Origin of the sequence: Chitinophaga sp. Hz27 (assembly GCF_042263525.1) — a bacterium.
Classification (GTDB): Bacteria; Bacteroidota; Bacteroidia; order Chitinophagales; family Chitinophagaceae; genus Chitinophaga.
Genome location: NZ_JBHKFJ010000008.1, coordinates 82,338 through 107,733 on the forward strand (window position 1 = coordinate 82,338; position 25,396 = coordinate 107,733).

The following is a 25,396-nucleotide window of genomic DNA, read 5'->3' on the forward strand; positions in this document are numbered from 1 at the left end:
GATTCGTCGAAAATTAATTTATTCAAATGAAAGAATCGAAAATTCGTTGTTCCTTCTGCAACCGCTCCAAAGAAGAAGTACAGATACTGATTGCAGGCGCAGAGGGACACATATGTGAAAACTGTGTAGCCAATGCACAGGAAATTATTGACCAGGAGCTGTTCGCTCCAGGCAAAAAACCTGTGGCTACTCCTGCTTCACAATTCGCCCCTAAGGTTTCCAAACCAATGGAAATCAAAAAATTCCTGGATGAATATGTGATCGGTCAGGATGATGCTAAAAAAATCCTCGCCGTAGCAGTATACAACCACTACAAACGCCTCAACCAACAAATCGATGAGGATGAAGTAGAAATCGAAAAATCAAATATTATCATGGTCGGTGAAACCGGTACTGGTAAAACCCTCCTCGCTAAATCAATAGCTAAACTGCTCAACGTTCCTTTCACCATCGTAGATGCTACCGTATTTACTGAAGCAGGTTACGTAGGTGAAGACGTAGAAAGTATTCTCAGCCGCCTGCTGCAGGTATGTAACTACGATGTGGAAGCAGCTGAACGTGGTATCGTTTACATCGATGAGATCGATAAAATTGCCCGTAAAAATGATAACCCTTCCATCACCCGTGATGTAAGTGGCGAAGGCGTGCAACAAGGCCTACTCAAACTGCTGGAAGGTACTGAAGTACTCGTTCCTCCTCAGGGCGGTCGTAAACACCCTGAACAAAAGCTGATCAAACTCAACACTCAAAATATCCTCTTTATCTGCGGCGGCGCATTCGACGGCGTAGAAAGGATCATCAGCAGAAGAGTGCAAACACATTCTATCGGCTTCAATGTGAATAAAGAGAAAGAAGAAGAAAGCAGGAAACAAATCCTCCGCTACGTAAACTCTCAGGACCTCAAATCCTTTGGTCTGATCCCTGAATTACTGGGTCGTTTGCCTGTGGTGACTTACCTGAATTCTCTCGACAGAGATACCTTGAAAGCTATTCTTACTCAACCTAAGAACGCACTCGTAAAACAGTACAAAAAACTGTTCAAGGTAGAAAACATCGACCTGATCGTGGAAGAAGATGCAGTAGACTACATCGTTGACAAAGCAATGGAATACAAACTGGGCGCACGTGGCCTCCGTTCCATCTGCGAAGTAGTACTCAGCGATGCAATGTTCGAATTGCCTTCTGCCAACGAAACCACCTTCACATTAACCAGGGAATACGCAGAAAACAAACTGGAAAAATCCACACTGGTTAAACTGAAAGTGGCTTAATAATATCGATTTCGAACCCTTTAAAACCCACAATCATGCAGGAACTTATTCAACAGTTACAGGAAAAAGTAGGTCTTACCGCAGAACAGGCCACTCAGTCCATCGACGTAATAAAGGAATATGTAAAAGGCAAACTGCCTCCTTTCATTGCTGGCACCGTAGATAGCTGGTTTGCCGGTATGGCCGGTAAAACCGAAGAAAAAGGTGACGGCATAATGGATAAAGCAGGTGATTTTCTGGATCACGCAAAAGATACTGCTGAAGACTGGGCCGAAGCAGCTAAAAATAAAGTGACTGACTTTTTTAATAAAGAAAAAGACAAACACTAAAACATTCGAATAAAACGCAAAGAGGGTGTCTCTATTCAGTAGAGACACCCTCTTTGCGTTTTATTAGCCCTATATTCAAACTGAAATAATCTCGCTGAACAATTTAGTGCCAATAAAAAAGACCGGCTAAAACCGGTCTTTTTATACGAGTAAGAATAAATAACTTATCAGTAATAAATAACGTGGATTACAGGTTATAATATCTTTTCAAACTTCTACATGCGATTTGAGCAGTTTCCCAATAAAAAGCACCCTCAGAGGGTGCCTTTGTTTGCGTAAATGTGTTTCAAATCTTAGTTTGATTTTGTGTTAAGGTTGATAAACGGTAAAGAGTGATGAATTAACCCAAATTTAACGTTCCTTTTGCAATATTCTATAACACAAAAGGGGTAATATTTCATTTAATTGTCAAAAAAGATGAATGGTTTGTAGTTAATATTTTTTTACATTAAAAAATATTTTCACTCTTAATATTCATCGTTATCAACAACCTTTTTCTCTATACTTATCGTAAAGCTTCCCTTGCGATCACAATCTTCTGTATTTCTGATGTTCCCTCTCCTATTGTACAAAGTTTAGCATCACGGTAAAATTTCTCTACCGGGAAGTCCTTCGTATAGCCGTAACCGCCAAAAATCTGTACCGCGTCATTCGCTACTTTCACAGCTACTTCAGAGGCAAAGTATTTGGCCATAGCTGCCTGTTGTGTCATTTTCACTTTCCTGTTCTTCATATCAGCAGCTTGCAGGGTCAGGAGTTCTGCTGCTTCTATCTCTGTAGCCATATCTGCCAATTTGAAAGATATACCCTGGAAATTAGCAATAGGCTGATCAAACTGATAACGTTCTTTGGCATATTTCAATGCAGCATCCCTGGCGCCTTTGGCGATACCCAGCGACAATGCGGCAATGGATATACGACCTCCATCCAATACTTTCATGGATTGAATGAATCCCTCTCCTATTTCTCCTAGTACATTTTCTGCAGGAATACGGCAATTAGTAAATACCATTTCGGCTGTTTCGGAGGCTCTCATGCCTAATTTGTTTTCTTTCTTTCCTCCACTAAAACCAGGTGTACCTTTTTCGACCACAAAGGCGGTCATTCCATGGCTATCTCTTACGGAGCCTGTCCTGGCTATCACCACGGCAATATCGCAGCTTTTGCCGTGTGTAATCCAACATTTTGTACCATCAATGATCCAGTCATTGCCATCCTGTTTTGCCACACATTTCATGTTCATGGCATCTGAACCGGTATTGGGTTCTGTCAGTCCCCATGCGCCTATCCATTCAGCGGTAGCCAGTTTGGGCAGCCAACGCTGCTTCTGTGATTCATTTGCGAATTGCAGGATATGGCCGGTACATAGTGAATTATGTGCCGCCACACTTAATCCAATAGCACCGCAGAAACGGGCTATCTCACTTACTACGGTTACATATTCCAGGTAGCCTAATCCACTACCTCCATATTGCTCTGGCACTAAAACGCCCATCAGGCCCAGTTGACCAAGCTCTTTGAATAATGCTACCGGAAATTCCTGGCTTTCATCCCATTCCAGCACATGTGGAAGTATGGCTTTCTTTCCGAAATCCCTGATAGTCTGTGCGATCTGTTGTTGTTCTTCGGTGGGCTCAAAATTCATAACGGGTATATTTGTTTTGGTATTATGCTAAAAATGAGGTCCAATCACGGCATTTCAATGTAATGTTCAATTTTACGATAAATAATATCATCCACCAACGGTAAGCTTTTCAACTCACCCACTCTCTTGAAACCCGCATGGGCATTACGATAGGCCACTATCATACTCGCCAGTTTCGAACGTATGTAAGGATGATTTGCCAAAGTCTTCTCATCTGTGAGGTTGAGGTCCATTTTTTTTAGAGAACTATCACCTATCTTCAGAAATGGTTGGATTTTTTTGAATACACTATCCGCAAGCCCATATGTTTCGGCCACCTGATCCACACTGTAAAAACCACCCAGCTTCTCCCTGAAAAGAACGATGCGCCTCGCAAAACCAGGACCTATCCCCGGTAAACCCTGCCAGACCAAAGTATCAGCCATGTTAATATCTATAACCTGTAAAGATTTCTTTCTGTAAGTAGGATATATACTATCACTACGTTTATACGTAGCCGTTATTTCATCCGGAATCCTTACATACGGTAAAATACGGGCCAGCATCTCCGCATGCAAACCATATATCTTTCCCAGATCTTCCGGTTTTCTGAACTTCCCCCCTTTTTCAACATAATGGATGATGCCAGTGGCCGTTTTAGCGCTTAGCCCCTGCTTTTGCCACTTTTCTATACTCATCTTGTTGGGATCAAAATAAAACAATGCGGATGCTACATTGATAGCAGCATTAAAATGCTGCTTGTCAGTCCTTTCGGTATAAACTCGTTTCGATGGCCAGGCATTACTATCTTTTTCATAGGCCATTAACTGCGATTCAAACGCTGTTACTGCCGCTTTGAGCTTAAGACTATCGGTGTCCTGCTGATCGATATAACAAGATGCAATCCTATGTACCAGACAACAAACTACCACCAAACAACTCAATACCAGGATGCCTATACGTTCCTTCACAGAAACATGCAATACTGCTGCTTTCAGCCGATTCCACATGGGTTAACAAATTTTTGGAAGGTCGAAATTATCCCATCTACTCCTATCATTCCTTTACCAGATGTTAACAGAGGAAAAATCTTTAAAAAATATTACAAAAACGCTTGATCATCTCCCTTTGGACAAAAAAAAATGACATCCGAAGATGTCATTTCAATATATAACTGTTCTTTATACTTCATTAAATCTCTATAGACAAGCCATCATACGCTAATGCCATTCCTGCTGGCAGCTCCTTCATCACTTCATCATGCAAACCAAGCTGATGGCTGATATGCGTAAAATAAACCTGCGGAATTTCCAGTTCTTGCCCCAGTGCTACAGCTTCATCCAGCGTAAAGTGAGAGATATGTTTCTCACGCCTCAGCGCATTCACTACCATTACTTTAGAACCACGAATCTTGTCTTTCTCCTCTGGTGCTATGGAATTAGCGTCTGTGATATAAGTAAAATCATGGATACGGAAGCCGGTAACAGGCATCTTATAATGCATCACCTGGATAGGAATGATTCTCAACCCATTCACTTCAAATGGTTCATCATCAATGGCTTTCAGGTTGATTTCCGGAATACCGGGATATTTATAATCTGCAAAAGCATAGGCAAATTCGCGCATGATCACATTTTGAGAGAAATCTGTTGCGTAAATATCTATTGGACTTTGCTGAAAATAATTGAAGGCACGGATATCATCCATGCCAGCGATATGATCTTTATGAGAATGCGTAATTAAAACGGCTTCCAGGTGCTGTACCTTTTCACGGAGCATCTGGTAGCGGAAATCCGGGGTAGTATCTACCACAATATTACCTGCGGGTGAAGAGATCATAATACTGCTGCGCAATCTTTTGTCTTTATGATTGGCAGAACTACACACTTCACAGCCACAGGCAATTACAGGTACTCCCTGTGAGGTCCCGGTTCCAAGAAAAGTTACTTTCATTCCAATTGCTTTTGTCTTAAACTATTCAGTTACTTCTCCTTCCTCATCTGGTGTGGCAGCTGCATCATCTGCCACTGGTCTGCTGTTAAGAATCTGTTTATACAGCTTGTGCGACTCGGCGGTGAGTAATTCTTCATCGAGCGGCAAGGTAGTAAGAATATCCAGCAGCGTATTGATACGACCTTCCAGGTTAAGAAACTTGTTAATAACCACCACTTTCTTATGTTCCAGAATGCAGTAGCCGGAAGTGAAAGTTCCCTTTTCGAAGCGCAGTACATACTTGGCATCATCGAAAATCTTTTCCAGCTTGCTCAGGTTATTTGGCGTGACTTTTAAATTCATGCTGCAAAAATAATTAAAAGCAGATAGCGATGGACTATTTGGATACCAGACGCGCTACCGGCACTATCATCTCTTCCAGTGAAATACCGCCATGCTGGAAGGTATTACGGTAATAGTTCACAAAATAATTGTAGTTATTCGGATAGCAGAGATAACCATCTTCTCTCGCAAATATGTAGGAAGAATTTACGTTTGGCTTAGGTAAGCCCGCTTCCCTGGGGTCTCTGAAGGCTAGTACCTCTTTAGGATCATAGTTCAGGTTTCGTCCATGTTTATAGCGTAGGTTCGTGGTCGTTTGTTTGTCGCCGATTACTTTCACCGGCGTTTTAACCCTTACACTGCCATGATCTGTAGCGATGATTAGATTAATTTTCTTATCACTGAGGCGTTTCAGCGCCTGATGTAGCGGTGAATGTTCAAACCAGCTGGCGGTGATAGAGCGATATGAAGTTTCGTCTCCTGCCAGTTCTTTCAGCACTTCCATCTCAGTACGGGCGTGGCTTAACATGTCTACGAAGTTGTATATGATGATAGACAGCGGGTAATCCAGGATGTTATGAATGTTGGTCAGCATCTGCTGTGCGTCTGCATGGTTCACTACTTTAGTATAGGAAAAGCGTGTATCCATGCGCAGCCGTTGTAGTTGTGCGGCAAAGAACTTCTCTTCATAGAGGTTTTTACCACCTTCTTCATCATCATTTTTCCATTCTTCCGGGAATTTATGCTCTATATCAATGGGCAGCAATCCTGCGAAAATGGCGTTGCGGCTGTATTGTGTGCTGGTTGGCAGTATGCTATAGAAAGTATCTTCTTCTACGAGACGGAAAGACTCCAGGAATATAGGTAGTATGGCCTTCCACTGGTCGTAGCGCAGATTATCTATCAGCAGAAAAACATTCGGAACGTTGGGATCCAGTGCAGGAATAACTTTATCTCTGAAAAGCGTATGCGACATAGTTGGTGCATCCTGTGCTTTGGGATGCAGCCAGTTGCTGTAATTGCGGCTGATAAACTTCGCAAATTCAGTGTTGGCTTCTGCTTTCTGGGTATTAAAAACTTCCAGCATTTCGGGGCTGTCGGTTTTGGTCATTTCCATTTCCCAATAAACCAGTTTTTTGTAGATATCCATCCATTCTGCGTGGTCAGGGTTAGAATTCAGTGCCATAAATAGGGTCCTGAATTGCTGCTGATACGCGCTGGTGGTTTTTTCTGCTATAAGTCGTTTATTATCAATAATTTTTTTGAGAGATAGTAATACCTGATTAGGATTGACCGGCTTGATAAGGTAGTCCGTTATCTGGGAGCCGATAGCATCGTCCATGACGTTTTCCGCTTCATTTTTGGTAATCATGACTACCGGTATCTGCTGGTCTATTTCTTTAATTTTTCCCAGGGTTTCGAGGCCGGTAATACCAGGCATGGATTCGTCCAGAAGTACCACATCTACTACCTGTTCTTTAAGGAACTCCAGGGCATCGTAGCCGTTGGTGAGGGCAGATACCTTATAACCCTTATTCTCTAAAAAGATGATCTGCGATTTCAGGGAATCGATTTCATCATCTACCCATAGTATATTTATCTGGCTCATAGTTAGTATTGAAAGGTCCTTTAAAACAGGAAATTAACCCATTTTTTTGGCAATAATCGTGTGTGTAGTGTCATCGAACTGAAATTATATGTTAAAAACATAACCTAAAATTAAAATGAGGGGCTGAAAACTAGGGGTGGGTCATAAAGTTATTTACCTTTGCGAATACAATTTTTCATACCTGTGATTCGTCTCCAGAAATATGAAAGATAGGGGTAGATGACTCCAAAGGCGTCTTTATAAGTAAAAAAAATACATATAATTAATTCCTGGTGTAGCTTTGCAGCGGATACAGGATAAATATGGGTGTGGAAAAACCGTTTGGATTGAATAACTAAATGCAATGACCGAAAGCAAGCGAAAAATTGTTAATGATCCGGTGTATGGCTTTATTACCATAGATCACCCGCTGATTCTTAACCTCATATCCCATCCATATTACCAGCGATTAAGGCGCATTCATCAAATGGCTTTGGCACATTTGGTTTATCCTGGCGCTGTTCATACTCGTTTTCATCATTCTTTAGGGGCTTACCATCTGATGTGTGGGGCATTACAGGAGCTGAAAGGAAAGGGCGTGGAAATCACCCCGGAAGAAGAAGTAGCCTCAAAAATGGCCATATTATTGCATGATATAGGCCATGGGCCATATTCACATGCCCTGGAACATGGTATTATAGAAGGCGTTTCTCATGAAGCCATTTCCCATTGGCTGATGGAGGCGCTGAATAAGGAGATGAACGGAGCTCTTTCTCTTACATTGGATATTTTTAACGGACGCTACCACAAGAAATTTCTTCACCAATTGGTTTCCAGTCAATTGGATGTAGATAGAATGGATTATCTCAATAGAGATAGTTTCTTCACAGGCGTTTCAGAAGGAGTGATTGGTTACGACCGGATAATCAAGATGTTGACCGTCCATAGTGGCGAGTTGATGGTAGAAGAGAAGGGCATTTATTCCATCGAGAAATTTATTATAGCCAGGAGATTGATGTACTGGCAGGTTTACCTGCATAAAACGGTACTGAGTGCGGAGAATATGTTGGTGAAGATATTGATCAGGGCCAGAAAATTGGCACAGGCAGGAGAAAAACTCTTCTGCTCGCCGGCTTTGGAGTATTTCCTGTATAACCATATTACAAAAGACAATTTCGAAAAGGATCCGGAATGTTTGCAGATGTTCTGCATGCTGGACGATTATGATATAATGGGAGCCATAAAAGTATGGACAACACACCAGGATAAGGTATTGTCACTTTTATGCAAATGGTTAATAAACAGGCAGTTATTCAAAGTCGTGTTGAGTCACGAGCCGTTTGATGAGGAATCGTTACAGTTGTTCAGACAACAGGTTAAAGAAAAATGGAATATTTCTGATCATGATTTAGACTACTTTGTATTCTCAGACGCTGCCACTTTGCGGGCATATAATATAAACGACGAAAAAATCAATATCCTGTTCAAAGATGGAACTGTAAAAGACATTTCATCGATTGACAATGCACTGATTAGTCATACGCTGGCTATACCGGTAAAAAAATTCTACATTTGTCATCCAAAAATTCAGGTTAATGGTGTTTTATAAGGCACTAAAACATAATAAAAACAGTTTATATAAACTGATATAGCCTGAAAAACATATCAATTTTAAACTATGCAGTTTAGCGCATTACAATTAGCTACCATGCTGGATGGGAAGCTGGAAGGGAATCCGGACGTGAAAGTGAGCAACATCGGCAAGATAGAAGAAGCCGGCGAAGGTATGCTCAGTTTCATAGCGAACCCCAAATATGAAGAGTTTCTGTATACCACTAAAGCTTCCATACTGCTCGTTAACGAGAGCCTGGTGATAGAACGTCCTATCGCCGCTACACTCATCCGCGTAAAGGATGCGTATAGTAGCATGGCGCAGCTGCTGGAAAAATACCATTACATGACCGGCAACAAGACCGGTATCCAGCAACCATCCTATGTACCAAAATCAGTTAGACTCGGTGAAAATGTATTTATAGGTGCATTTGCCTATCTGGGTGAGAATGTGGTGTTAGGAAATAATGTAAAAATTTATCCGGGGGTATACCTGGGTGATAACGTCATTGTAAGTAATGATTCAGTGCTTTACCCTGGCGTTAAAGTATATGAAAACTGTGTGGTAGGAAGCAGAGTAACGCTTCATGCAGGATGTGTAATCGGAGGCGATGGCTTTGGATTTGCTCCTCAACCGGATGGTTCTTATAAAAAAGTACCTCAGATCGGAAATGTTGTTATTCATGATGATGTGGAGATTGGTTCCAATACCACCATCGACAGAGCAACCATGGGATCTACCGTTATTCAGAAAGGTGTTAAGCTGGACAATCTGATACAGGTGGCCCACAACGTAGACATCGGACAAAATACCGTGATTGCTGCTCAAACCGGGGTATCCGGTAGCACCAAGGTAGGTCAGAACTGCGTAATTGGAGGCCAGGTAGGTATGGTAGGACATATCCACATAGCGGATGGTACTAAAATTAATGCACAGAGCGGATTGTCAAAATCAATTACAATCCCTAATTCTTCTTTAACCGGTTCTCCAGCATACGATTATAAAAGTTCGCTGAAAAGTCAGGCAATTTTTAGAAATTTGCCCGACCTTGAAAAAAGGGTAAAAGAATTGGAAGAAATGGTAAGACAACTCCTGGCTGAAAAAGCAGGTGTGTAATTACTCAAAAGCCGAAACAGTTATACATTAGATAATTATGATGGAAAATCAACAGTTGGAAAACCAACATACATTGAAAAGTGATATCCACATTTCAGGTGTTGGTTTACACACTGGGGCCAGTGTGAATATCACTTTGAAGCCGGCTTCTCCGGGCTTTGGGATTAAATTTCAACGTGTAGACCTGCCTAACCAGCCAGTTGTGAAAGCGGATGTGGACTACGTAGTAGATACTGCGAGAGGTACCACCCTGGAACACAATGGCGCCCGCGTTAGTACAGTAGAACACCTGCTGGCAGCCTTAGTTGGCACCGGTGTGGACAACGTGCTGATTGAACTGGATGGACCTGAAATTCCCATCATGGATGGTAGTTCAATGCCATTCATAGAAGCTATCGAAAAAACTGGTATCCTGGACCAGGACGCTAAGAAAATCTATTATACCATCGACACTAACATCACTTATTACGATGAGCAGAAAAAAGTGGAAATGGTGGCACTCCCGGCGCTGAACTACAGCATTACCTGTCTGATAGATTTCAATAGCCCTGTACTGGGTACTCAGCATGCCAAAATGAAAGGACTGGAACAGTTCAGAGATGATATCGCATCATCCCGTACTTTCTGCTTCCTGCATGAATTGGAATACCTGCTGAGCAATAACCTGATCAAAGGTGGTGATATCAACAATGCGATCGTAGTGGTAGACCGTGCGGTAAATGAAGATGATATGGCTCGTTTAGCCAAAGCCTTCAACCGCGAAACTATGTCAGTACAACGCGAAGGTATCCTCAATAATATTGAGCTGCGTTTCCCTAACGAACCAGCACGTCACAAACTTCTGGACGTAGTAGGTGACCTCGCCCTGATCGGATATCCTATCAAGGCACATATCATCGCTAACCGCCCAGGTCACGCATCTAACGTGGAATTTGCACGTAAGATTAAAGCGTATATCAAAAAGAACAAGCATAACCAGGGCGTTCCTGTTTATGATCCGATGCAGCCACCAATCTTTGATACCCCACGTATCGAAAGAACCTTACCACATAGATATCCTATGTTGCTGGTGGATAAAATCATTGAACTACAGGAAGAACGCGTAGTGGGTATCAAGAACGTTACCTTCAACGAAAACTTCTTCCAGGGTCACTTCCCTGGTAATCCTGTAATGCCAGGTGTACTTCAGTTAGAAGCGCTGGCACAAGTAGGCGGTATCCTGGCCTTGAACAGAGTACCAGATCCTCAGAACTATGATACTTATTTCCTGAAAATCGATAACTGTAAATTCAAACAGAAAGTTGTTCCAGGAGATACCATGATCCTGAAAATGGAGTTGTTGAGTCCGATCAGAAGGGGATTAGTTGAGATGCGCGGAACAGTATTTATCGGCAATAAGGTAGCTACCGAAGCTGATATGATAGCACAAATTATTAAAACAAGAGAGAGCAATTAACAGCAATGATCCACCCGCTTACTTACATACATCCGGACGCCAAAGTTGCGCCAAATGTAAAAATTGATCCGTTTACTGTAATTCACAAAAACGTTGAAATAGGTGAAGGTACCTGGATTGGCTCCAATGTAACCATCATGGAAGGAGCCCGTATTGGCAGCAACTGTCGTATATTCCCAGGTGCAGTTATTTCTGCAATCCCTCAGGATTTAAAATATGCGGGTGAAGAAACTACCGTGGAAATTGGTAACAACACCACCATCCGTGAATATGTTACTATTAACCGCGGTACCAAAGACAAATGGAAAACCACTATTGGTAACAACTGTCTCATTATGGCTTACAGCCATATTGCTCATGACTGCGAAGTAGGTAACTACTGCGTATTCTCCAATAACACCACCCTGGCAGGTCATATCACCGTTGGTGATCACGTAGTACTGGCAGGAATGGTGGCAGTACAACAATTCTGCAAAATTGGCGATCATGCATTCGTTACTGGCGGTTCCCTGGTACGTAAGGATGTTCCTCCTTTCGTTAAAGCAGCCCGTGAACCACTCTCTTATGTTGGCGTCAACTCAGTTGGTCTGAAGAGAAGAGGTTTCTCTGTCGAAAAGATAAATCACATCCTCGATATCTACCGCGTCATCTTCGTGAAAGGCTATAAGCTTTCCAAAGCTATCAGCATGATCGAAGCTGAATTCCCTGCTACAGACGAAAGAGATGAAGTACTCAACTTCATCCGTGAATCTGGCCGTGGTATTATGAAAGGTTATACTTCCAGATCTAACGACGACTGATGACGATATCACTGAATCAGACTGGAAAGCGCTTTAACTATGACTGGATTTTCCGTCAGGTTAACCTCACCTTTCAGGATGGTGAAAGATATGCTATTCTCGGTCCTAACGGATCCGGCAAATCCACACTACTACAAGTAATCAGCGGTGCTATTCAACAAAATGAAGGCACCGTTTCATACAGCACACCGGAAGGGTCCATCCCCGTTGATGAATTCTTCCGGTATTGTGCTATTGCAGCCCCTTATCTCGAACTAATCGAGGAACTCACTCTCCGCGAAATCATAGACTTCCATTTAGAGTTCAAGAACTTTCTGCCTGGCATGACCGCTAAAAAGGCCATGGAACTGGTAGGACTGGAAAAAGCTGCCAACAAACAAATCAGGCACTTTTCTTCCGGTATGAAACAGCGTACCAAACTGGCACTGGCTATCTTTTCTGACGTACCTGTACTTTTCCTGGATGAACCTTGTACCAACCTCGATGCTGCCGGTACAACCCTTTACCAACAACTGATCAGCGAATATGGCGGCAACCGCCTCATCATCGTTAGCTCCAACGATGAACGCGAATATTTCATGTGTAAGCACTTTATACATATCAGCGATTATAAAAAGTAGACTGCGTTATTATATCTTCGTTGCTACTAAAAGCTGAACAAGCATGCAAACTGCCAATAAGAAAGTCATTAACGGCTGGGCCATGTACGACTGGGCCAACTCCGTTTATAACCTGGTTATTACCACTACCTTCTTCCCTATCTATTTTCTTGCTGTTACCAAAGAAAAAGTTTCCTTCCTGGGAATGCACTTTGTCAACTCAGCACTCTACAATTACACCATGGCAGCGGCGTTCCTCCTGGTAGCCATCGCCTCCCCCATTCTATCTTCTATCGCAGATACCAGAGGAAACAAAAAGAACTTCCTGGTATTTTTCACACTCTTAGGCTCTATCTCCTGCAGCGCCTTGTATTTCTTCGACAGCAGCAACCTCTATTGGGGCGTTATCTTCTTTATGTTGGCCACTATGGGTTATTGCGGAGGACTTGTATTCTACAACTCCTATCTGCCTGAAATTGCTGCCCCTGAAGACCAGGACAATGTGAGTGCTAAAGGATTTGCCATGGGCTACATCGGCAGCGTAATCCTCCAGCTGTTAGGGTTCGCGTTGGTTATCATCAAACCATTTGGCATGACAGACGCTAAGCCCGTACAGCTTACATTTCTGCTGGTAGGAATTTGGTGGCTGGGATTTGCACAGATAACCTTCCGTGCGCTACCAGCATCCAAAAATGCAGTTAAACACACGGGAAATGCCCTTACTGAAGGCTTTAATGAATTGAAAAAAGTATATGCACAGGTGAAGCTGATGCCAGTGCTGAAACGCTTCCTGCGCGGTTTCTTCTTTTACAGTATGGGCGTACAAACCGTTATGCTAGCTGCCACTATCTTCGGCAGTAAAGTGTTACATCTTCCAGATACCAATCTGATTGCCACAGTAGTAATCATTCAGGTGGTGGCCATTCTTGGTGCATGGGGTATGGCTAAACTTTCCGGTATTTATGGCAATCTACGTGTAATCATTGCCGTTATAATAATGTGGGTTTTCATCTGTATTGCAGGATACAAAATGCAAACTGCGATGCACTTCTATCTGCTGGCGACCGCTGTGGGACTGGTTATGGGAGGTATACAATCCCTGAGCCGCTCCACCTACGCGAAGCTGATGCCTGAAACCAAAGACACCGCTTCATTCTTCAGCTATTATGATGTAACAGAAAAGCTCTCCATCGTAATTGGTATGTTTTCATTTGCTTATATAGATGACCTTACCAACAACCTCCGCTATTCCGTACTGGCACTGGTTGTATTCTTTGTAATAGGCCTGGTTTGGGTAATCTCTGCATTGTTGAAACAGAAACAATTAGCTGTAGAAACCTTAACTTCGGTAAAAGCATAATAATGAAATTATACACCATAGAAACCGGATTTTTCAAGCTTGATGGCGGCGCTATGTTTGGCGTTGTCCCAAAAACGATCTGGAATAAACTCAATCCGGCAGACGAAAACAATTTATGTACCTGGGCCATGAGATGCCTGCTGATTGAAGATGGTAAAAGACTGATCCTGGTTGATAATGGTATCGGTGATAAGCAAGACGAGAAATTCTTCAGCCATTATTATCTCCATGGTACAGATACACTGGATAAATCACTTGCTGCACATGGTTTCCACAGAGATGATATTACCGACGTTTTTCTAACACATCTGCATTTTGATCACTGTGGTGGAAGTATTGTTAGAGAAGGTGATAAACTGGTACCAGCATTTAAAAATGCTACCTATTGGAGCAATGCGGACCACTGGAATTGGGCTACCGTGCCTAACGACAGAGAGAAAGCATCCTTCCTGAAAGAAAATATCCTCCCCATACAAGAAAGTGGTCAGCTCAAATTTGTTGAAACCAAAGAAGGTGTTGCTTTCACAGATCATATATCCATTCGCTTTGCTAATGGACATACAGATGCTATGATGCTGCCACAGATCCATTATAAAGATCAGACCCTGATCTATATGGCCGATTTGCTGCCTTCCATCGCACATATTCCATTACCTTATGTAATGGCGTATGATACACGTCCGCTGACAACACTCAGCGAGAAGAAAAGCTTTCTGCAGGAAGCGGCAGACAACAAATACATCCTATTTTTTGAACATGATCCAGTAAACGAATGCTGTATCCTGCAACAAACAGAGAAGGGTATTCGCGCAGGCGAGACATTTAAGCTCAGCAGTATCTGATTATGCAAAAGGCCTGTCAGTATGTCATCCAGGGCTATTACAGCACCAATTTTGATGATAGGCTAATAGGAGAAATTTAATAACATGGCAATACATATCACACCGGATAATAAGTTGAAAAAATTGATCGTCGTGGGCGACCGCGTGCTGATCAAACTAACTACTCCGCATGATCGTACTACCAGCGGTTTATACCTGCCTCCAGGTGTGCAGGAAAAAGAAAAAGTACAACAGGGTTATGTCATCAAAACCGGCCCGGGTTATGCAATTCCCGTACCTGTAGATGAAGATGATTCCTGGAAACCTGAAGAGGATAAAATCAAGTATATCCCTTTACAGGCTAAAGAAGGAGATCTGGCAATATTTCTGCTCAGTGGCTCTACTGAAGTAGTATACCAGGATGAGAAATATTATATCGTGCCCCAGGGAGCGATATTGATGCTGGAGAGAGAAGAAGAATTATAACTATGATATTTAAATTCCCGAAATCCCCAGTCTCTACTAGTAGAGACTGGGGATTTCGGGTTTAAGGAGATATGTCCCATAGGTACTCATCCTCTTAGCCCCTCGGAGGTATTTAGATAGTGCCTGCTTTTCATTATCTTCATACAAAACCAAACGCCATGTCCAATAAAGATGCATTTCTCGAAAGCATAACGAAAGGATATACCTTCAAAGGTGAGCATTTCAGGCTAGGCTGTGCAATGCTGGATGGTGAAGTAGTAAAAGGCGCGGATGTATATCTCCCTCTCAAAACAATGAACAGGCACGGGCTCATTGCCGGCGCTACTGGTACTGGTAAAACGAAGACCCTGCAAGTCATTGCAGAAGGCCTTAGTGATGCCAGTGTTCCTGTACTGCTGATGGATATCAAAGGAGACCTTAGCGGCATTGCTGCTGCAGGTACAGATAATCCAAAAATTCAAGAGCGTTATCAGAAAATTGGCGGCACCTGGAGCCCAGCGGCCTACCCCGCTGAATTACTCACTCTGAGCGAGGAAAAAGGTGTACGACTACGTGCTACGGTCTCTGAATTTGGGCCGATCTTACTATCTAAAATATTAGAACTAAACGATACACAAGCTGGTGTGGTAGCCATGCTGTTTAAATACTGCGATGATAATAAACTGCCATTACTAGATCTGAAGGATTTCAAAAAAGTGCTGCAATACGCCAGTGATGAAGGAAAAGCTGATCTGGAAAAAGATTATGGGAAGATATCCACCACCTCCACTGGTACCATTCTTCGTAAGGTAATTGAACTGGAACAGCAAGGCGCCGCCTTGTTCTTCGGGGAAAAATCTTTTGAAGTAGATGATCTGATGCGTATCAGTGATGATGGCCGTGGTATGATCTCTATCTTGCGGGTGAGTGATATCCAAGACAGGCCCAAACTCTTTTCCACCTTCATGCTTAGCCTCCTGGCTGAATTATACGCCACCATGCCGGAAGAGGGCGACCTCGATAAACCTAAGCTGGTGATGTTTATTGATGAAGCACATCTTATCTTCAATGAAGCCAGTGATGCCCTTCTCAAACAGATAGATACCATCATAAAATTGATCCGCTCAAAAGGCGTTGGTATTTTCTTCTGTACACAAAACCCAATGGACGTTCCAGCCTCCGTGCTGGGGCAACTCGGCCTGAAAGTACAGCATGCATTGCGTGCCTTCACAGCCAACGACCGGAAAACTATTAAGCAGACGGCGGAAAACTATCCACTGTCCGACTTCTATAAAACAGATGAGTTACTCACCCAGATAGGCATTGGGGAAGCACTAATTACCTGCCTGGATGAAAAGGGTATCCCTACTCCCCTGGCGGCCACCATGCTGGTTTCTCCACGATCCAGAATGGACGTACTCACCGATGCAGAAATTGAGACGTTGGTAAATAACTCCAAGCTGGTGAAGAAGTACAGTGAAACCATCGACAACGAAAGTGCCTACGAAATACTTACTGCCAAGCTACAGGAAGCCGCTGATAAAACAGCAGCTACTACCACCGCTAAAACGGCCAAACCTAAAGAAGAAAAAAGCGTGCTCGATCAGGTATTAGATAGCTCCGTCGCCAAACAGGCCGGCCGCACCGCCGCCAGTATTATCACACGGAGCCTATTGGGCGCTTTAGGTCTCGGCGGCCGTAGCAGCAAAAAAAGCAGCTGGTTTTAAAACATTGACATTTATTATAAACACATAGCTAACTATGAGTAAAGTTATTAAGACAGGCATTTGTTCCTTTGGTATGTCAGGACAGATATTCCATGCTCCTTTTATACACGTGAATCCAAATTTCGAATTCACCGCGGTTGTAGAAAGAAGCAAAAACCTCGCTAAAGCTAAATACCCTAACGTAAAAGTATACACGAATATTGATGACATGGTCAGCGATCCGGACCTGGACCTGATCGTGGTAAACACACCTAACTACACGCACTATGATTACGCCAGAACTGCGTTGGAAGCTGGTAAACATGTAGTTGTTGAGAAACCTTTTACTGTACATCATCTGGAAGCACAGGAATTGATAGAACTGGCTGCCTCCAAGGGTTTACTGTTGAGCGTTTATCATAATCGTCGTTTCGATAGTGATTATAAAGTGGTGAAGAAAACCATCGAATCAGGCGTATTAGGTGATATCATTGAGTTTGAGATACACTACGATCGTTTCAAGGAAGAATTAAGCTATAAAAAACATAAAGAAGAAGCATTGCCGGGCACTGGTGGCCTCTACGACCTGGGCTCCCACCTGATTGATCAGGCACTCACCATATTTGGTTTGCCAAGGAAGGTATGGGCAGATATCCGCATTATCCGCAAAGATTCCGTGGTTGATGATTACTTTGAACTGGTGTTATTTTATGACACACTTCGAGTAAGACTTAAATCCAGTTATCTGGTGAAAGAGCCATTGGCTGCATATCAAGTCCATGGCCGCATCGGCTCATTCATCAAATCCAAATCAGATATCCAGGAAGCACAGCTACAGCGTGGACTGATGCCTGATAGTCCGGATTGGGGCGCTGAAGCACCTCATGAATGGGGGCTTCTCCACACCACTATCAATGGTAAAACAGTAAAAGAATTCATTCCTGGTGGCAGTGGCAATTATATGGATTATTACAATGCCGTTTATGAAGCTATTGCTAATGGGGCTCCTAATCCAGTAAATCCACAGGATGGCGCTAATGTAGTTCGTGTAATTGAGGCTGCATTTGAGAGTAGTAATGGTGGTAAAGTGGTGAATTTCGCGTAGTAGATAACGCCATAAACGAATTGGAAATGGCATCAGCGATGGTGCCATTTTTTATTTCTTCAATATCTTACCAGAGATATCACGCTTTATCAGTCCTTCGTTTTCCAGAAAACGTAATACTTCCAGCAGGTTATTCTTGCTGACATCTCTGCATGATTTCTCAATAAGGTCCAGTTCTACTGGCTCTTTCAGCAATTCCATCACGGTATCGGTTATACGCTTGAATGCAGCGGCATCCAATGCGGTGGCCTTTTTCTTGAGGCAGGTATCGCATACTCCACAAGGAGGCGTTCCTGATTCTCCGAAATATTTTACCAGCAATTGCGTACGACAAGTATCTCTATTTCGAACATAAGCGAAAACCGCTTCCAGCCTGTCTGTATATACTTTACGTCTCACCTCTATTCTTGCCATATTAAGGCGGAGATTAACTGCTGATACTCTTTCCTGCATAAAGCAAAGCTGTGGCTCATCACGGCGTGGAGCGTACTTCAGGATCCCATATTGATGCAGCTGATGCAACATGGCTGATATCTCATCTTCCTCAATCAATAAAATACGGCTGATCTGTCTTTCATAAACAGGAACAGGGTTATCAAAAATCCCTTCGTAGGTGCGTAATAATGTCTGGATAAGCTCTGCCAGCGCCGGATAAGCATCTTCAAACTGGTAAAGCGTTTCTTTATTGGTAACAAATTCTGCGCGGGAGGGCAATAATACACTTTCACTGACCTGCAAAATACCTTCCTGTTCCATCAGGCGAATGGCACTATAGGCAATGGTTAGATTCAGCTGAAATACCCTCGCAAATTCGTTGATATCAAAATCAAAATACACACCTTCAGCAGATCCTATTGGCACCTGGAGATAGTTTACGATGCACTGGTATACCTCCCGGATCTGCTCTAGGGAAGGGAATTGCAGTGCAATACGTGCATACATCTCCGTTAGTTCGTCTTCGTTATATAGAAGTACAGCATAGGCTTTTTCCTCATCACGGCCAGCACGCCCAGCTTCCTGGTAGTAGGCCTCCAGACTATCCGGCAAATCATAATGCACCACAATACGCACATCTGGTTTATCAATACCCATTCCAAAGGCATTGGTACAAGCCATTACTCTCACTTCGTTATTGATCCAGGCTTCTTGTCTGGCAGCGCGTTCATTTTGTGGCAACCCAGCATGATAGAAGCTGGCAGTAATACCTTGTAATTGCAGCAGGGTGGCTATTTCCCTGGTACGTTTCCTATTGCGGCAGTAGATGATACCACAACCTGGCACACGTTCCAGGATATGCTGGATTTTATCAATTTTAGTGGTTTCTTCTAATACGCTATAAGAGAGATTAGCCCTGGCAAAGCTTTTACGAAATACCTTTGGATCCTTCATCAGAAGCTTATCGCAGATATCCGTTTGTACTTTAGGCGTTGCAGAAGCAGTAAGCGCCAGAATTGGTATTTTAGGGAAGAAACTACGTATATCCGCTATCTGAAGATATGCAGGCCGGAAATCGTAGCCCCATTGGGAAATACAGTGAGCCTCATCTACGGCGATCAGGTTTACCTGTAATCCATCACAGTAAGTTTGGAATAGTTTGCTCTGTAACCTTTCAGGAGAAACATACAGAAACTTGCATCTTCCGCGGCGGGCAGCTTCCATGGCTACTTCCACCTCTTTATAATGCATACCTGAGTATATACAGTACGCACTGATACCACGTCGTTTCAGGTTAGCCACCTGGTCTTTCATCAGTGCGATCAACGGCGTAACAACGAGACATACTCCTGGACTCATCATTGCCGGCACCTGGAAACAGATGGATTTACCACCGCCAGTAGGCAATAATGCCAATGTATCATTTCCACTCAATACAGCCCTTACAATATCTTCCTGTAAAGGTCTGAACTGATCATATCCCCAATATTGTTTAAGTATGTCTACAGGCTCCAAAATGAGTATGGTGTTCGTTATGCGTTGTTGTACCTCCGCAATTTACCATTAATTGGTGACTCTTTTGTAGCGCAGCCTTACTGAATTGACGGCCAGGATCACGTCAGAGAGCCCCATTATTCCGGCCCCCACGATAGGGTTCAGGAAGCCCAGTGCAGCCACCGGGATGGCTACCACGTTATACGCAAAGGCCCAGAAGAGATTTTGTTTTATGGTGAGATAAGTATGTTTTCCCAGGCCCAGGGCCAGTGGGAGCGCTTCCAGATTATTGTTGAGTAATACCACGTTGGCACTCTGCATGGCTACTTGAGTGGCGTCGCTGAGAGAAATGCCTATCGTTGCTTTCGAAAGCGCCGGTGCATCATTGATGCCATCACCTACCATGGCCGTAGGCGTCGCTTTCATCAGCTCATCGATTTTTTGCAGTTTCTGCTCAGGTGATTGTTCTGCGTATACTTCTGTAATACCGATCAGTTTTGCCAGCTCATCACATTTGCGTTGGGTATCGCCGGAAAGCAGGATAGGCTTAATACCCATCTGTTTCAGTTCCGTAACCACAATGACTGCTTCAGGTCTGAGTTCATCGATTAAATCGATCCATCCTGCCAGTGCACCGTTTTTAAGGAGATAAAGGTTATGGGTATCATCCGTAGTAACGTTACCGGCCATACGAAAAGATCCCAGCTGCCATTGATTACCATCCTTGTCGCTGGCGCGCATGCCTAATCCTTTATGTTCTCTAACCTGCTGTAGCGGCGTAGTTTCAGTGGATTTCCAGTGGCTTATAATCGATCTGGCAATAGGGTGAGATGAGTATTTTTCGAGAGAATATACGATCTGTTTGAACGCCACTTCGGTCATCTGCTCATAATGATAATTTCCTATTTGCAGCTTACCAGTGGTGAGTGTTCCCGTTTTATCAAATACCACCTGGCGGATGTTTTTAAACATTTCCAATGTATGACCACCTTTAATAAGGATACCATTTTTAGCGGCACGGCCTAGTCCAACCATAACAGCGGCGGGCGTTGCGAGGCCCATAGCACAAGGACAGGCAATAACTAGTACGGCTACACTGCGCATCATGGCCGTGGCGAAAGTAGTATGGCCTACAAAATACCATCCCAGGAAGGTTATCAGGGCTATACCAAGCACCAGTGGCACAAATACAGCGCTGATCCTATCGGCGAGGCGTTGCATAGGCGGCTTGTCTTGCTGCGCCTGTTTAACCAGTTCTATAATATAAGAAAGCACGGTGTCTTTACCAGTGGCGGTAATGAATATTTTAATGCTGCCCTCTTCCAGGATGGTGCCGCCGATAACTTTATCTTTCTCTCTTTTGCCTACTGGAGTGCTTTCTCCGGTGATCATGGATTCATTTACATGTCCGCTGCCCCAGTAAATCGTACCATCCATAGGAATCTTATCGCCGGTATTAACCAGCACACAATCACCTGTTTTCAATGTGCGGTTATCTACCTCATGAATGTGTTCATGGCCATTTTCCTGGTGAATAAGCCTGGCGGTTGTAATCTGCATTTTAGCCAGGTCGGTAATAGCAGAAGTAGTCTGTTTAACAGATCGTTCTTCCAGGAGATTACCCAGAAAAACCAATGTGAGTATGGCTGCAGTAGTTTCGTAAAAGAGATAGTTATGATCGCCGTATACGATAGTGCCAATGAAGCTGTATACAAAAGCTGCGGTGGCGCCCAGCGTAACCAATACGTCCATATTGGCGATGCCGTTCATTATAGAGCGTATGGCGCTTTTCCCAAAATGCAGCATGCCTATAATATAGACAGGCAGTGTAAGTGCAAACTGTACCCACGGATTATGCAGCCATGGCCAGCTTACCCACATATGTAGTAATAATTGGAGTGTAAATATGAGGCAGAAAAAGAATTTAAATGTAAGGGTGCTATAGGGCGACACAACTGTTGGGGGGGCATCCTCCGATACGACCCTATATCCCATCTGGTTTATTCCTTCCAGTATCTCGGCAGAATTGCTGCCTTCAGGCAGGTTGAAGCTTACTTCCTCAGTGGCAAAGCTGACATTGACCTCCTGCATTCCTTTTTTCTCCAGGTATTTGGAAACGTTCATTGCGCAGTTAGTGCAGTGCATTCCTTCCACCTTGCAATTGATTGGTGTCATCTTATTACAAAGATACCCAACCATATTTCACAGCTTGAAAATATTAATGCAACGTAGCGGCAAAATCTACATAATATTCTATATAATAACTACTTATAAATAATACAATAATCAATATATTAACAGAATTTAACATGCTGTAAATAGGAGAAAAATGCGATAAATTTGTTGATGCGTTGGACATTTTCACAGGAAGAATTACCGGCAATTGCCCGTGATTTCTGGAAACAGTATGGAAACAGAAGAGTATTTACATTAGAAGGCCCTATGGGCGCTGGCAAAACAACGTTGGTAAAAGCACTATGCGCTGCTGCCGGTGTAGAAGATACTACTGCCAGTCCTACCTTTTCCATTATCAATGAATACAATTACAAAGACGATGCAGGTAAAACCCGTCGTATTTATCACCTGGACCTTTACAGATTAAGAGATGAAGATGAGGCGATTACGGCAGGTGTAGAAGACACGATTTACCAGGATGCCATCAGTTTTATAGAATGGCCGGATGTAATAACGGCACTCCTTCCGGACGACACAATACACCTTCAGTTAAGCGTATTACCTGATCAAAAAAGGGAATTACGTGAGGCCGGCCCTAGAAACAAATAACGTATCTTTGATAGTTACCATTTCAAACACAGATCAATACTGACCGCATATGGAGCAAAGGCAAAAACCTGTAGTGAGTGCTGGCTTTACCTATTCACCACTGGAAGAAACACTGGATATACCTACAAAAAATTCTCGTTTATTTATCGGTATACCTAAAGAATCCTCTTTCCAGGAAAATCGTATTGCCCTCACGCCCGATGCTGTCAGCATACTCGCTGCTCATGGCCATCATATTGTAGTGGAGCACAAAGCGGGAGACGCCTCTCATTTCTACGACACTGACTATTCTGAGGCCGGTGCTGAAATTCTTTACGACCGTAAGGAAGTATTCAAAGCAGAGATCATTGTGAAGTCGGCCCCGCTGACAGACGAAGAAATCGAACTCCTGCATCCTCATCAGATCATCATCTCTCCTATTCATCTGGCTGCCTTAAAAGCTTATCAGGTGCAGAAGATGATGGATAAACGTATTACGTTATTATCTTTCGAAAATCTGAAAGATGATTCTGGTACTTATCCTATTGTGCGGGCGATGAGTGAGATTGCTGGTGGTGCTGTAATGCTGATTGCTGGCCAGTACCTAAGCAACGATAACAAAGGAAAAGGTATACTGCTGGGCGGTATTACTGGTATTCCTCCTACCAAAGTAGTGATCATTGGCGCGGGTATTGTAGGTGAGTTTGCAGCCCGTACTGCTATGGCCTTAGGTGCTTCTGTAAAAGTATTTGACAATAACATCTATAAACTGAAGCGTTTACAGAATAACATCGGTGTACGTGTATTCACCAGCGTTATACAGCCTAAAGTGCTGGCGGAGCAGCTACGTAATGCCGATGTGGCCGTGGGCGCACTTTCCAGTCAGAGTGGCCGTACGCCTATTGTGGTGAGCGAATCGATGGTCAGTAATATGAAAGCCGGCTCCGTGATCGTAGATGTAAGTATTGACCGCGGTGGCTGCTTTGAAACATCCGAGATTACGACGCATGAAAACCCGGTATTCAAGAAATACGATGTAGTGCACTATTGTGTTCCTAATATTCCTTCTGGGTTTGCAAGAACTGCTTCTGAAGCCATCAGTAATGTGTTGATGCCTTTATTAGTGGAAGCTGCAGACGATGGTGGATTTGAAAACCTCGTGTGGATAAAGCGTGGGGTACGCAATGGTATTTATCTTTATAAAGGTGCTTTGACGAATTATCACCTGAGTGAGAAATTTAAGTTGAAATATACAGACCTGGAGCTGCTGCTGGCAGTGAAAGGTTAATAGAAAATATTTAAGTGAAAAGGGCGGTATCTACCAAGTAGATACCGCCCTTTTTTGTTTCATCAGCTGCGGTCAACAGCCGCAGACATGTTTTATATCTCCAAAGTATACCCCATTGCAATTGCTGCAATGATGATGATACCTACAACAATTCTATAGTAACCCCACATTTTGAAACCATATTTCTTCAGGGCGCCAATAAAGAATTTAATGGCCAGCATAGCCACGACAAAAGCCACAAGATTACCCACCAGCAATAGTTTCATGCTTTCAGGATGTTCCAGCAGTAGTTTATGTCCTTTCAGCAGTTTATAACCAGTAGCAGCTGCCATGGTAGGTACTGCCAGGAAGAAACTGAATTCAGCAGCTGCGTTGCGGGTCAGCTTTTGTTGCATACCACCGATGATAGAGGCCGCGCTGCGGCTAACACCAGGGATCAGTGCCAGGCACTGATAGAAACCAATACGTAGGGCAGTGAAAATATTCACATCGTTTTCAGACTCGATAGTGCCTCCTTGAAACCATTTGTCTACAAACAACAGGATAACACCACCCAGGAAAAGTGTGATGCCCACGGTGAGTGGACTTTCCAGCAGCATGTCTATTTTATCACTGAAGAGATAACCGCAGATCAGCGCCGGGATAACGGCTACAAACAGTTTAACATAGAAGTTAAGTCGGTTCTTATCGAATACGAAGAATTTCTTCCAGTAAAGTACCACTACCGCCAGGATCGCGCCCAGTTGGATACATATCTCAAATAATTTAGTGAATTCGTCTTTGCTGATGCCCAGGAGAGAGCTCACAATAATCATATGACCAGTGGAGGAAATTGGCAGAAACTCCGTTAAACCTTCTACTATCGCGATGATGATAGCCTGAAAAAAAGTCATGGAAAACAATATGGTTAAAAGTGAAAAAAAAAGCGATGAGGGTTTAGGTCATCGCTATAATAGAGAAAGTTCAATGTTAATGTTGGATTATGCTTCGTGTTTAGGACGACGCATGATAGCATATACTTCGATCATTAATCCCAAGAGGATAACAATTGGCGCCAGGGTAATTCTGCGGAAGCTATATACTTCTTCTGGTTTAAAAACGGTAGGATCATCGTTTTTTCCACCCATCATCAGCAAGAAGCCGATAATAACCACTACTAAGCCTATCAGCATGAAGCGGTAATTCGCTTTAGGGAAAATAGGACGATCTGCAACAGGTTCATTCGTAACGGCTGTAGGATTTACCGGTTTTGATTGTGCTGCATTAGGTTTTATGCTAAGTTTAGCCATG

General features: G+C 43.2%; 23 protein-coding genes. 14 read left to right on the forward strand and 9 right to left on the reverse strand.

Features of this window, described 5'->3' with window-relative positions; all coding sequences use genetic code 11:
* Positions 1 to 26: 26 nt before the first annotated feature.
* Entirely contained in the window at positions 27 to 1,271 is a 1,245-nt protein-coding gene (gene clpX / locus ACE38W_RS19560) for an ATP-dependent Clp protease ATP-binding subunit ClpX (protein ID WP_375833542.1), read from the forward strand.
* 35 nt (positions 1,272 to 1,306) lie between these two features.
* On the forward strand, positions 1,307 to 1,600 hold the full coding sequence (locus ACE38W_RS19565; protein WP_375833545.1) for a hypothetical protein: 294 nt from the start codon (positions 1,307 to 1,309) through the stop codon (positions 1,598 to 1,600).
* A 505-nt stretch (positions 1,601 to 2,105) separates the two neighbouring features.
* Here the strand turns inward: ACE38W_RS19565 and ACE38W_RS19570 are convergent.
* The 5 genes from ACE38W_RS19570 to ACE38W_RS19590 form a co-directional block, all read right to left on the reverse strand.
* Positions 2,106 to 3,245, reverse strand: coding sequence for an acyl-CoA dehydrogenase family protein (locus ACE38W_RS19570; protein WP_375833548.1), 1,140 nt, complete (start codon positions 3,243 to 3,245; stop codon positions 2,106 to 2,108).
* 44 nt (positions 3,246 to 3,289) lie between these two features.
* Complete coding sequence (locus ACE38W_RS19575; protein ID WP_375833551.1) at positions 3,290 to 4,234, reverse strand: ComEA family DNA-binding protein; 945 nt, start codon at positions 4,232 to 4,234, stop codon at positions 3,290 to 3,292.
* Positions 4,235 to 4,415: 181 nt separating this feature from the next.
* Positions 4,416 to 5,177, reverse strand: a complete 762-nt coding sequence (locus ACE38W_RS19580) for an MBL fold metallo-hydrolase (RefSeq protein ID WP_375833552.1) — start codon at positions 5,175 to 5,177, stop codon at positions 4,416 to 4,418.
* Between the two features lie 21 nt (positions 5,178 to 5,198).
* Positions 5,199 to 5,519, reverse strand: coding sequence for a hypothetical protein (locus ACE38W_RS19585; protein ID WP_375833554.1), 321 nt, complete (start codon positions 5,517 to 5,519; stop codon positions 5,199 to 5,201).
* Positions 5,520 to 5,553: 34 nt separating this feature from the next.
* Positions 5,554 to 7,107 (reverse strand): response regulator, encoded by a 1,554-nt coding sequence (locus ACE38W_RS19590; RefSeq protein ID WP_375833557.1) that lies wholly within the window; start codon positions 7,105 to 7,107, stop codon positions 5,554 to 5,556.
* A 343-nt stretch (positions 7,108 to 7,450) separates the two neighbouring features.
* Between ACE38W_RS19590 and ACE38W_RS19595 the strand changes: the two genes are divergently transcribed.
* The 10 genes from ACE38W_RS19595 to ACE38W_RS19640 all read left to right on the forward strand — a co-directional run bounded on the left by ACE38W_RS19595 (position 7,451) and on the right by ACE38W_RS19640 (position 18,126).
* Positions 7,451 to 8,695 carry an HD domain-containing protein gene (locus ACE38W_RS19595; RefSeq protein WP_375833560.1) on the forward strand — a complete coding sequence of 415 codons (1,245 nt, stop codon included), beginning with the start codon at positions 7,451 to 7,453 and terminating at the stop codon, positions 8,693 to 8,695.
* Between the two features lie 69 nt (positions 8,696 to 8,764).
* The gene (gene lpxD, locus ACE38W_RS19600; RefSeq protein ID WP_375833562.1) at positions 8,765 to 9,814 is read left to right on the forward strand and encodes a UDP-3-O-(3-hydroxymyristoyl)glucosamine N-acyltransferase; all 1,050 of its coding nucleotides are present in this window, start codon (positions 8,765 to 8,767) and stop codon (positions 9,812 to 9,814) included.
* Positions 9,815 to 9,851: 37 nt separating this feature from the next.
* On the forward strand, positions 9,852 to 11,270 hold the full coding sequence (locus tag ACE38W_RS19605; RefSeq protein ID WP_375833565.1) for a bifunctional UDP-3-O-[3-hydroxymyristoyl] N-acetylglucosamine deacetylase/3-hydroxyacyl-ACP dehydratase: 1,419 nt from the start codon (positions 9,852 to 9,854) through the stop codon (positions 11,268 to 11,270).
* A gap of 5 nt (positions 11,271 to 11,275) precedes the next feature.
* Positions 11,276 to 12,070, forward strand: a complete 795-nt coding sequence (gene lpxA, locus ACE38W_RS19610; RefSeq protein ID WP_167013186.1) for an acyl-ACP--UDP-N-acetylglucosamine O-acyltransferase — start codon at positions 11,276 to 11,278, stop codon at positions 12,068 to 12,070.
* Positions 12,070 to 12,690, forward strand: a complete 621-nt coding sequence (locus tag ACE38W_RS19615; protein ID WP_375833569.1) for an ATP-binding cassette domain-containing protein — start codon at positions 12,070 to 12,072, stop codon at positions 12,688 to 12,690. Before lpxA ends, ACE38W_RS19615 begins: the two co-directional genes overlap by 1 nt.
* A 43-nt stretch (positions 12,691 to 12,733) precedes the next feature.
* Positions 12,734 to 14,029 (forward strand): MFS transporter, encoded by a 1,296-nt coding sequence (locus ACE38W_RS19620; protein ID WP_375833572.1) that lies wholly within the window; start codon positions 12,734 to 12,736, stop codon positions 14,027 to 14,029.
* Positions 14,030 to 14,031: 2 nt separating this feature from the next.
* Positions 14,032 to 14,871 carry an MBL fold metallo-hydrolase gene (locus ACE38W_RS19625; protein ID WP_375833574.1) on the forward strand — a complete coding sequence of 280 codons (840 nt, stop codon included), beginning with the start codon at positions 14,032 to 14,034 and terminating at the stop codon, positions 14,869 to 14,871.
* Between the two features lie 84 nt (positions 14,872 to 14,955).
* Complete coding sequence (locus ACE38W_RS19630; protein ID WP_205195123.1) at positions 14,956 to 15,336, forward strand: co-chaperone GroES family protein; 381 nt, start codon at positions 14,956 to 14,958, stop codon at positions 15,334 to 15,336.
* 158 nt (positions 15,337 to 15,494) lie between these two features.
* The gene (locus ACE38W_RS19635; RefSeq protein ID WP_375833576.1) at positions 15,495 to 17,042 is read left to right on the forward strand and encodes a helicase HerA-like domain-containing protein; all 1,548 of its coding nucleotides are present in this window, start codon (positions 15,495 to 15,497) and stop codon (positions 17,040 to 17,042) included.
* A 34-nt stretch (positions 17,043 to 17,076) separates the two neighbouring features.
* Positions 17,077 to 18,126 (forward strand): Gfo/Idh/MocA family oxidoreductase, encoded by a 1,050-nt coding sequence (locus tag ACE38W_RS19640; protein WP_375833578.1) that lies wholly within the window; start codon positions 17,077 to 17,079, stop codon positions 18,124 to 18,126.
* 51 nt (positions 18,127 to 18,177) lie between these two features.
* Here ACE38W_RS19640 and ACE38W_RS19645 read toward each other — a convergent pair whose 3' ends face one another.
* Together ACE38W_RS19645 and ACE38W_RS19650 are read right to left on the reverse strand one after the other, a co-directional pair.
* Positions 18,178 to 20,076, reverse strand: coding sequence for an ATP-dependent DNA helicase RecQ (locus ACE38W_RS19645; RefSeq protein WP_375833581.1), 1,899 nt, complete (start codon positions 20,074 to 20,076; stop codon positions 18,178 to 18,180).
* Positions 20,077 to 20,124: 48 nt separating this feature from the next.
* Complete coding sequence (locus ACE38W_RS19650; RefSeq protein ID WP_375833584.1) at positions 20,125 to 22,230, reverse strand: heavy metal translocating P-type ATPase; 2,106 nt, start codon at positions 22,228 to 22,230, stop codon at positions 20,125 to 20,127.
* A gap of 171 nt (positions 22,231 to 22,401) precedes the next feature.
* On the opposite strand from ACE38W_RS19650, the gene tsaE reads away from it, so the two are divergent.
* Together tsaE and ACE38W_RS19660 are read left to right on the forward strand one after the other, a co-directional pair.
* Entirely contained in the window at positions 22,402 to 22,839 is a 438-nt protein-coding gene (tsaE, locus tag ACE38W_RS19655; protein ID WP_375833586.1) for a tRNA (adenosine(37)-N6)-threonylcarbamoyltransferase complex ATPase subunit type 1 TsaE, read from the forward strand.
* A gap of 49 nt (positions 22,840 to 22,888) precedes the next feature.
* Positions 22,889 to 24,106 carry an alanine dehydrogenase gene (locus tag ACE38W_RS19660; protein WP_375833589.1) on the forward strand — a complete coding sequence of 406 codons (1,218 nt, stop codon included), beginning with the start codon at positions 22,889 to 22,891 and terminating at the stop codon, positions 24,104 to 24,106.
* Positions 24,107 to 24,198: 92 nt separating this feature from the next.
* Here ACE38W_RS19660 and ACE38W_RS19665 read toward each other — a convergent pair whose 3' ends face one another.
* Positions 24,199 to 24,999 (reverse strand): undecaprenyl-diphosphate phosphatase, encoded by an 801-nt coding sequence (locus ACE38W_RS19665; protein ID WP_375833591.1) that lies wholly within the window; start codon positions 24,997 to 24,999, stop codon positions 24,199 to 24,201.
* A gap of 87 nt (positions 25,000 to 25,086) precedes the next feature.
* A complete protein-coding gene (locus ACE38W_RS19670) occupies positions 25,087 to 25,395 on the reverse strand; it encodes a DUF3098 domain-containing protein (protein ID WP_375833594.1) in 309 nt (102 codons plus the stop codon).
* Position 25,396 lies beyond the last annotated feature (1 nt).

Excerpts from the sequence above, each read along its gene's own strand:
- ACE38W_RS19650 (WP_375833584.1), bottom strand. The coding sequence starts at position 22,230 with ATGACACCAATCAATTGCAAGGTGGAAGGAATGCACTGCACTAACTGC.
- ACE38W_RS19660 (WP_375833589.1), top strand. The coding sequence starts at position 22,889 with ATGGAGCAAAGGCAAAAACCTGTAGTGAGTGCTGGCTTTACCTATTCA.
- ACE38W_RS19615 (WP_375833569.1), top strand. The coding sequence starts at position 12,070 with ATGACGATATCACTGAATCAGACTGGAAAGCGCTTTAACTATGACTGG.
- ACE38W_RS19625 (WP_375833574.1), top strand. The coding sequence starts at position 14,032 with ATGAAATTATACACCATAGAAACCGGATTTTTCAAGCTTGATGGCGGC.
- ACE38W_RS19605 (WP_375833565.1), top strand. The coding sequence starts at position 9,852 with ATGATGGAAAATCAACAGTTGGAAAACCAACATACATTGAAAAGTGAT.
- tsaE (WP_375833586.1), top strand. The coding sequence starts at position 22,402 with ATGCGTTGGACATTTTCACAGGAAGAATTACCGGCAATTGCCCGTGAT.
- clpX (WP_375833542.1), top strand. The coding sequence starts at position 27 with ATGAAAGAATCGAAAATTCGTTGTTCCTTCTGCAACCGCTCCAAAGAA.
- ACE38W_RS19565 (WP_375833545.1), top strand. The coding sequence starts at position 1,307 with ATGCAGGAACTTATTCAACAGTTACAGGAAAAAGTAGGTCTTACCGCA.
- ACE38W_RS19665 (WP_375833591.1), bottom strand. The coding sequence starts at position 24,999 with ATGACTTTTTTTCAGGCTATCATCATCGCGATAGTAGAAGGTTTAACG.
- ACE38W_RS19570 (WP_375833548.1), bottom strand. The coding sequence starts at position 3,245 with ATGAATTTTGAGCCCACCGAAGAACAACAACAGATCGCACAGACTATC.
- lpxA (WP_167013186.1), top strand. The coding sequence starts at position 11,276 with ATGATCCACCCGCTTACTTACATACATCCGGACGCCAAAGTTGCGCCA.
- ACE38W_RS19620 (WP_375833572.1), top strand. The coding sequence starts at position 12,734 with ATGCAAACTGCCAATAAGAAAGTCATTAACGGCTGGGCCATGTACGAC.
- lpxD (WP_375833562.1), top strand. The coding sequence starts at position 8,765 with ATGCAGTTTAGCGCATTACAATTAGCTACCATGCTGGATGGGAAGCTG.
- ACE38W_RS19590 (WP_375833557.1), bottom strand. The coding sequence starts at position 7,107 with ATGAGCCAGATAAATATACTATGGGTAGATGATGAAATCGATTCCCTG.
- ACE38W_RS19585 (WP_375833554.1), bottom strand. The coding sequence starts at position 5,519 with ATGAATTTAAAAGTCACGCCAAATAACCTGAGCAAGCTGGAAAAGATT.
- ACE38W_RS19580 (WP_375833552.1), bottom strand. The coding sequence starts at position 5,177 with ATGAAAGTAACTTTTCTTGGAACCGGGACCTCACAGGGAGTACCTGTA.
- ACE38W_RS19640 (WP_375833578.1), top strand. The coding sequence starts at position 17,077 with ATGAGTAAAGTTATTAAGACAGGCATTTGTTCCTTTGGTATGTCAGGA.
- ACE38W_RS19595 (WP_375833560.1), top strand. The coding sequence starts at position 7,451 with ATGACCGAAAGCAAGCGAAAAATTGTTAATGATCCGGTGTATGGCTTT.
- ACE38W_RS19630 (WP_205195123.1), top strand. The coding sequence starts at position 14,956 with ATGGCAATACATATCACACCGGATAATAAGTTGAAAAAATTGATCGTC.
- ACE38W_RS19635 (WP_375833576.1), top strand. The coding sequence starts at position 15,495 with ATGTCCAATAAAGATGCATTTCTCGAAAGCATAACGAAAGGATATACC.
- ACE38W_RS19670 (WP_375833594.1), bottom strand. The coding sequence starts at position 25,395 with ATGGCTAAACTTAGCATAAAACCTAATGCAGCACAATCAAAACCGGTA.
- ACE38W_RS19575 (WP_375833551.1), bottom strand. The coding sequence starts at position 4,234 with ATGTGGAATCGGCTGAAAGCAGCAGTATTGCATGTTTCTGTGAAGGAA.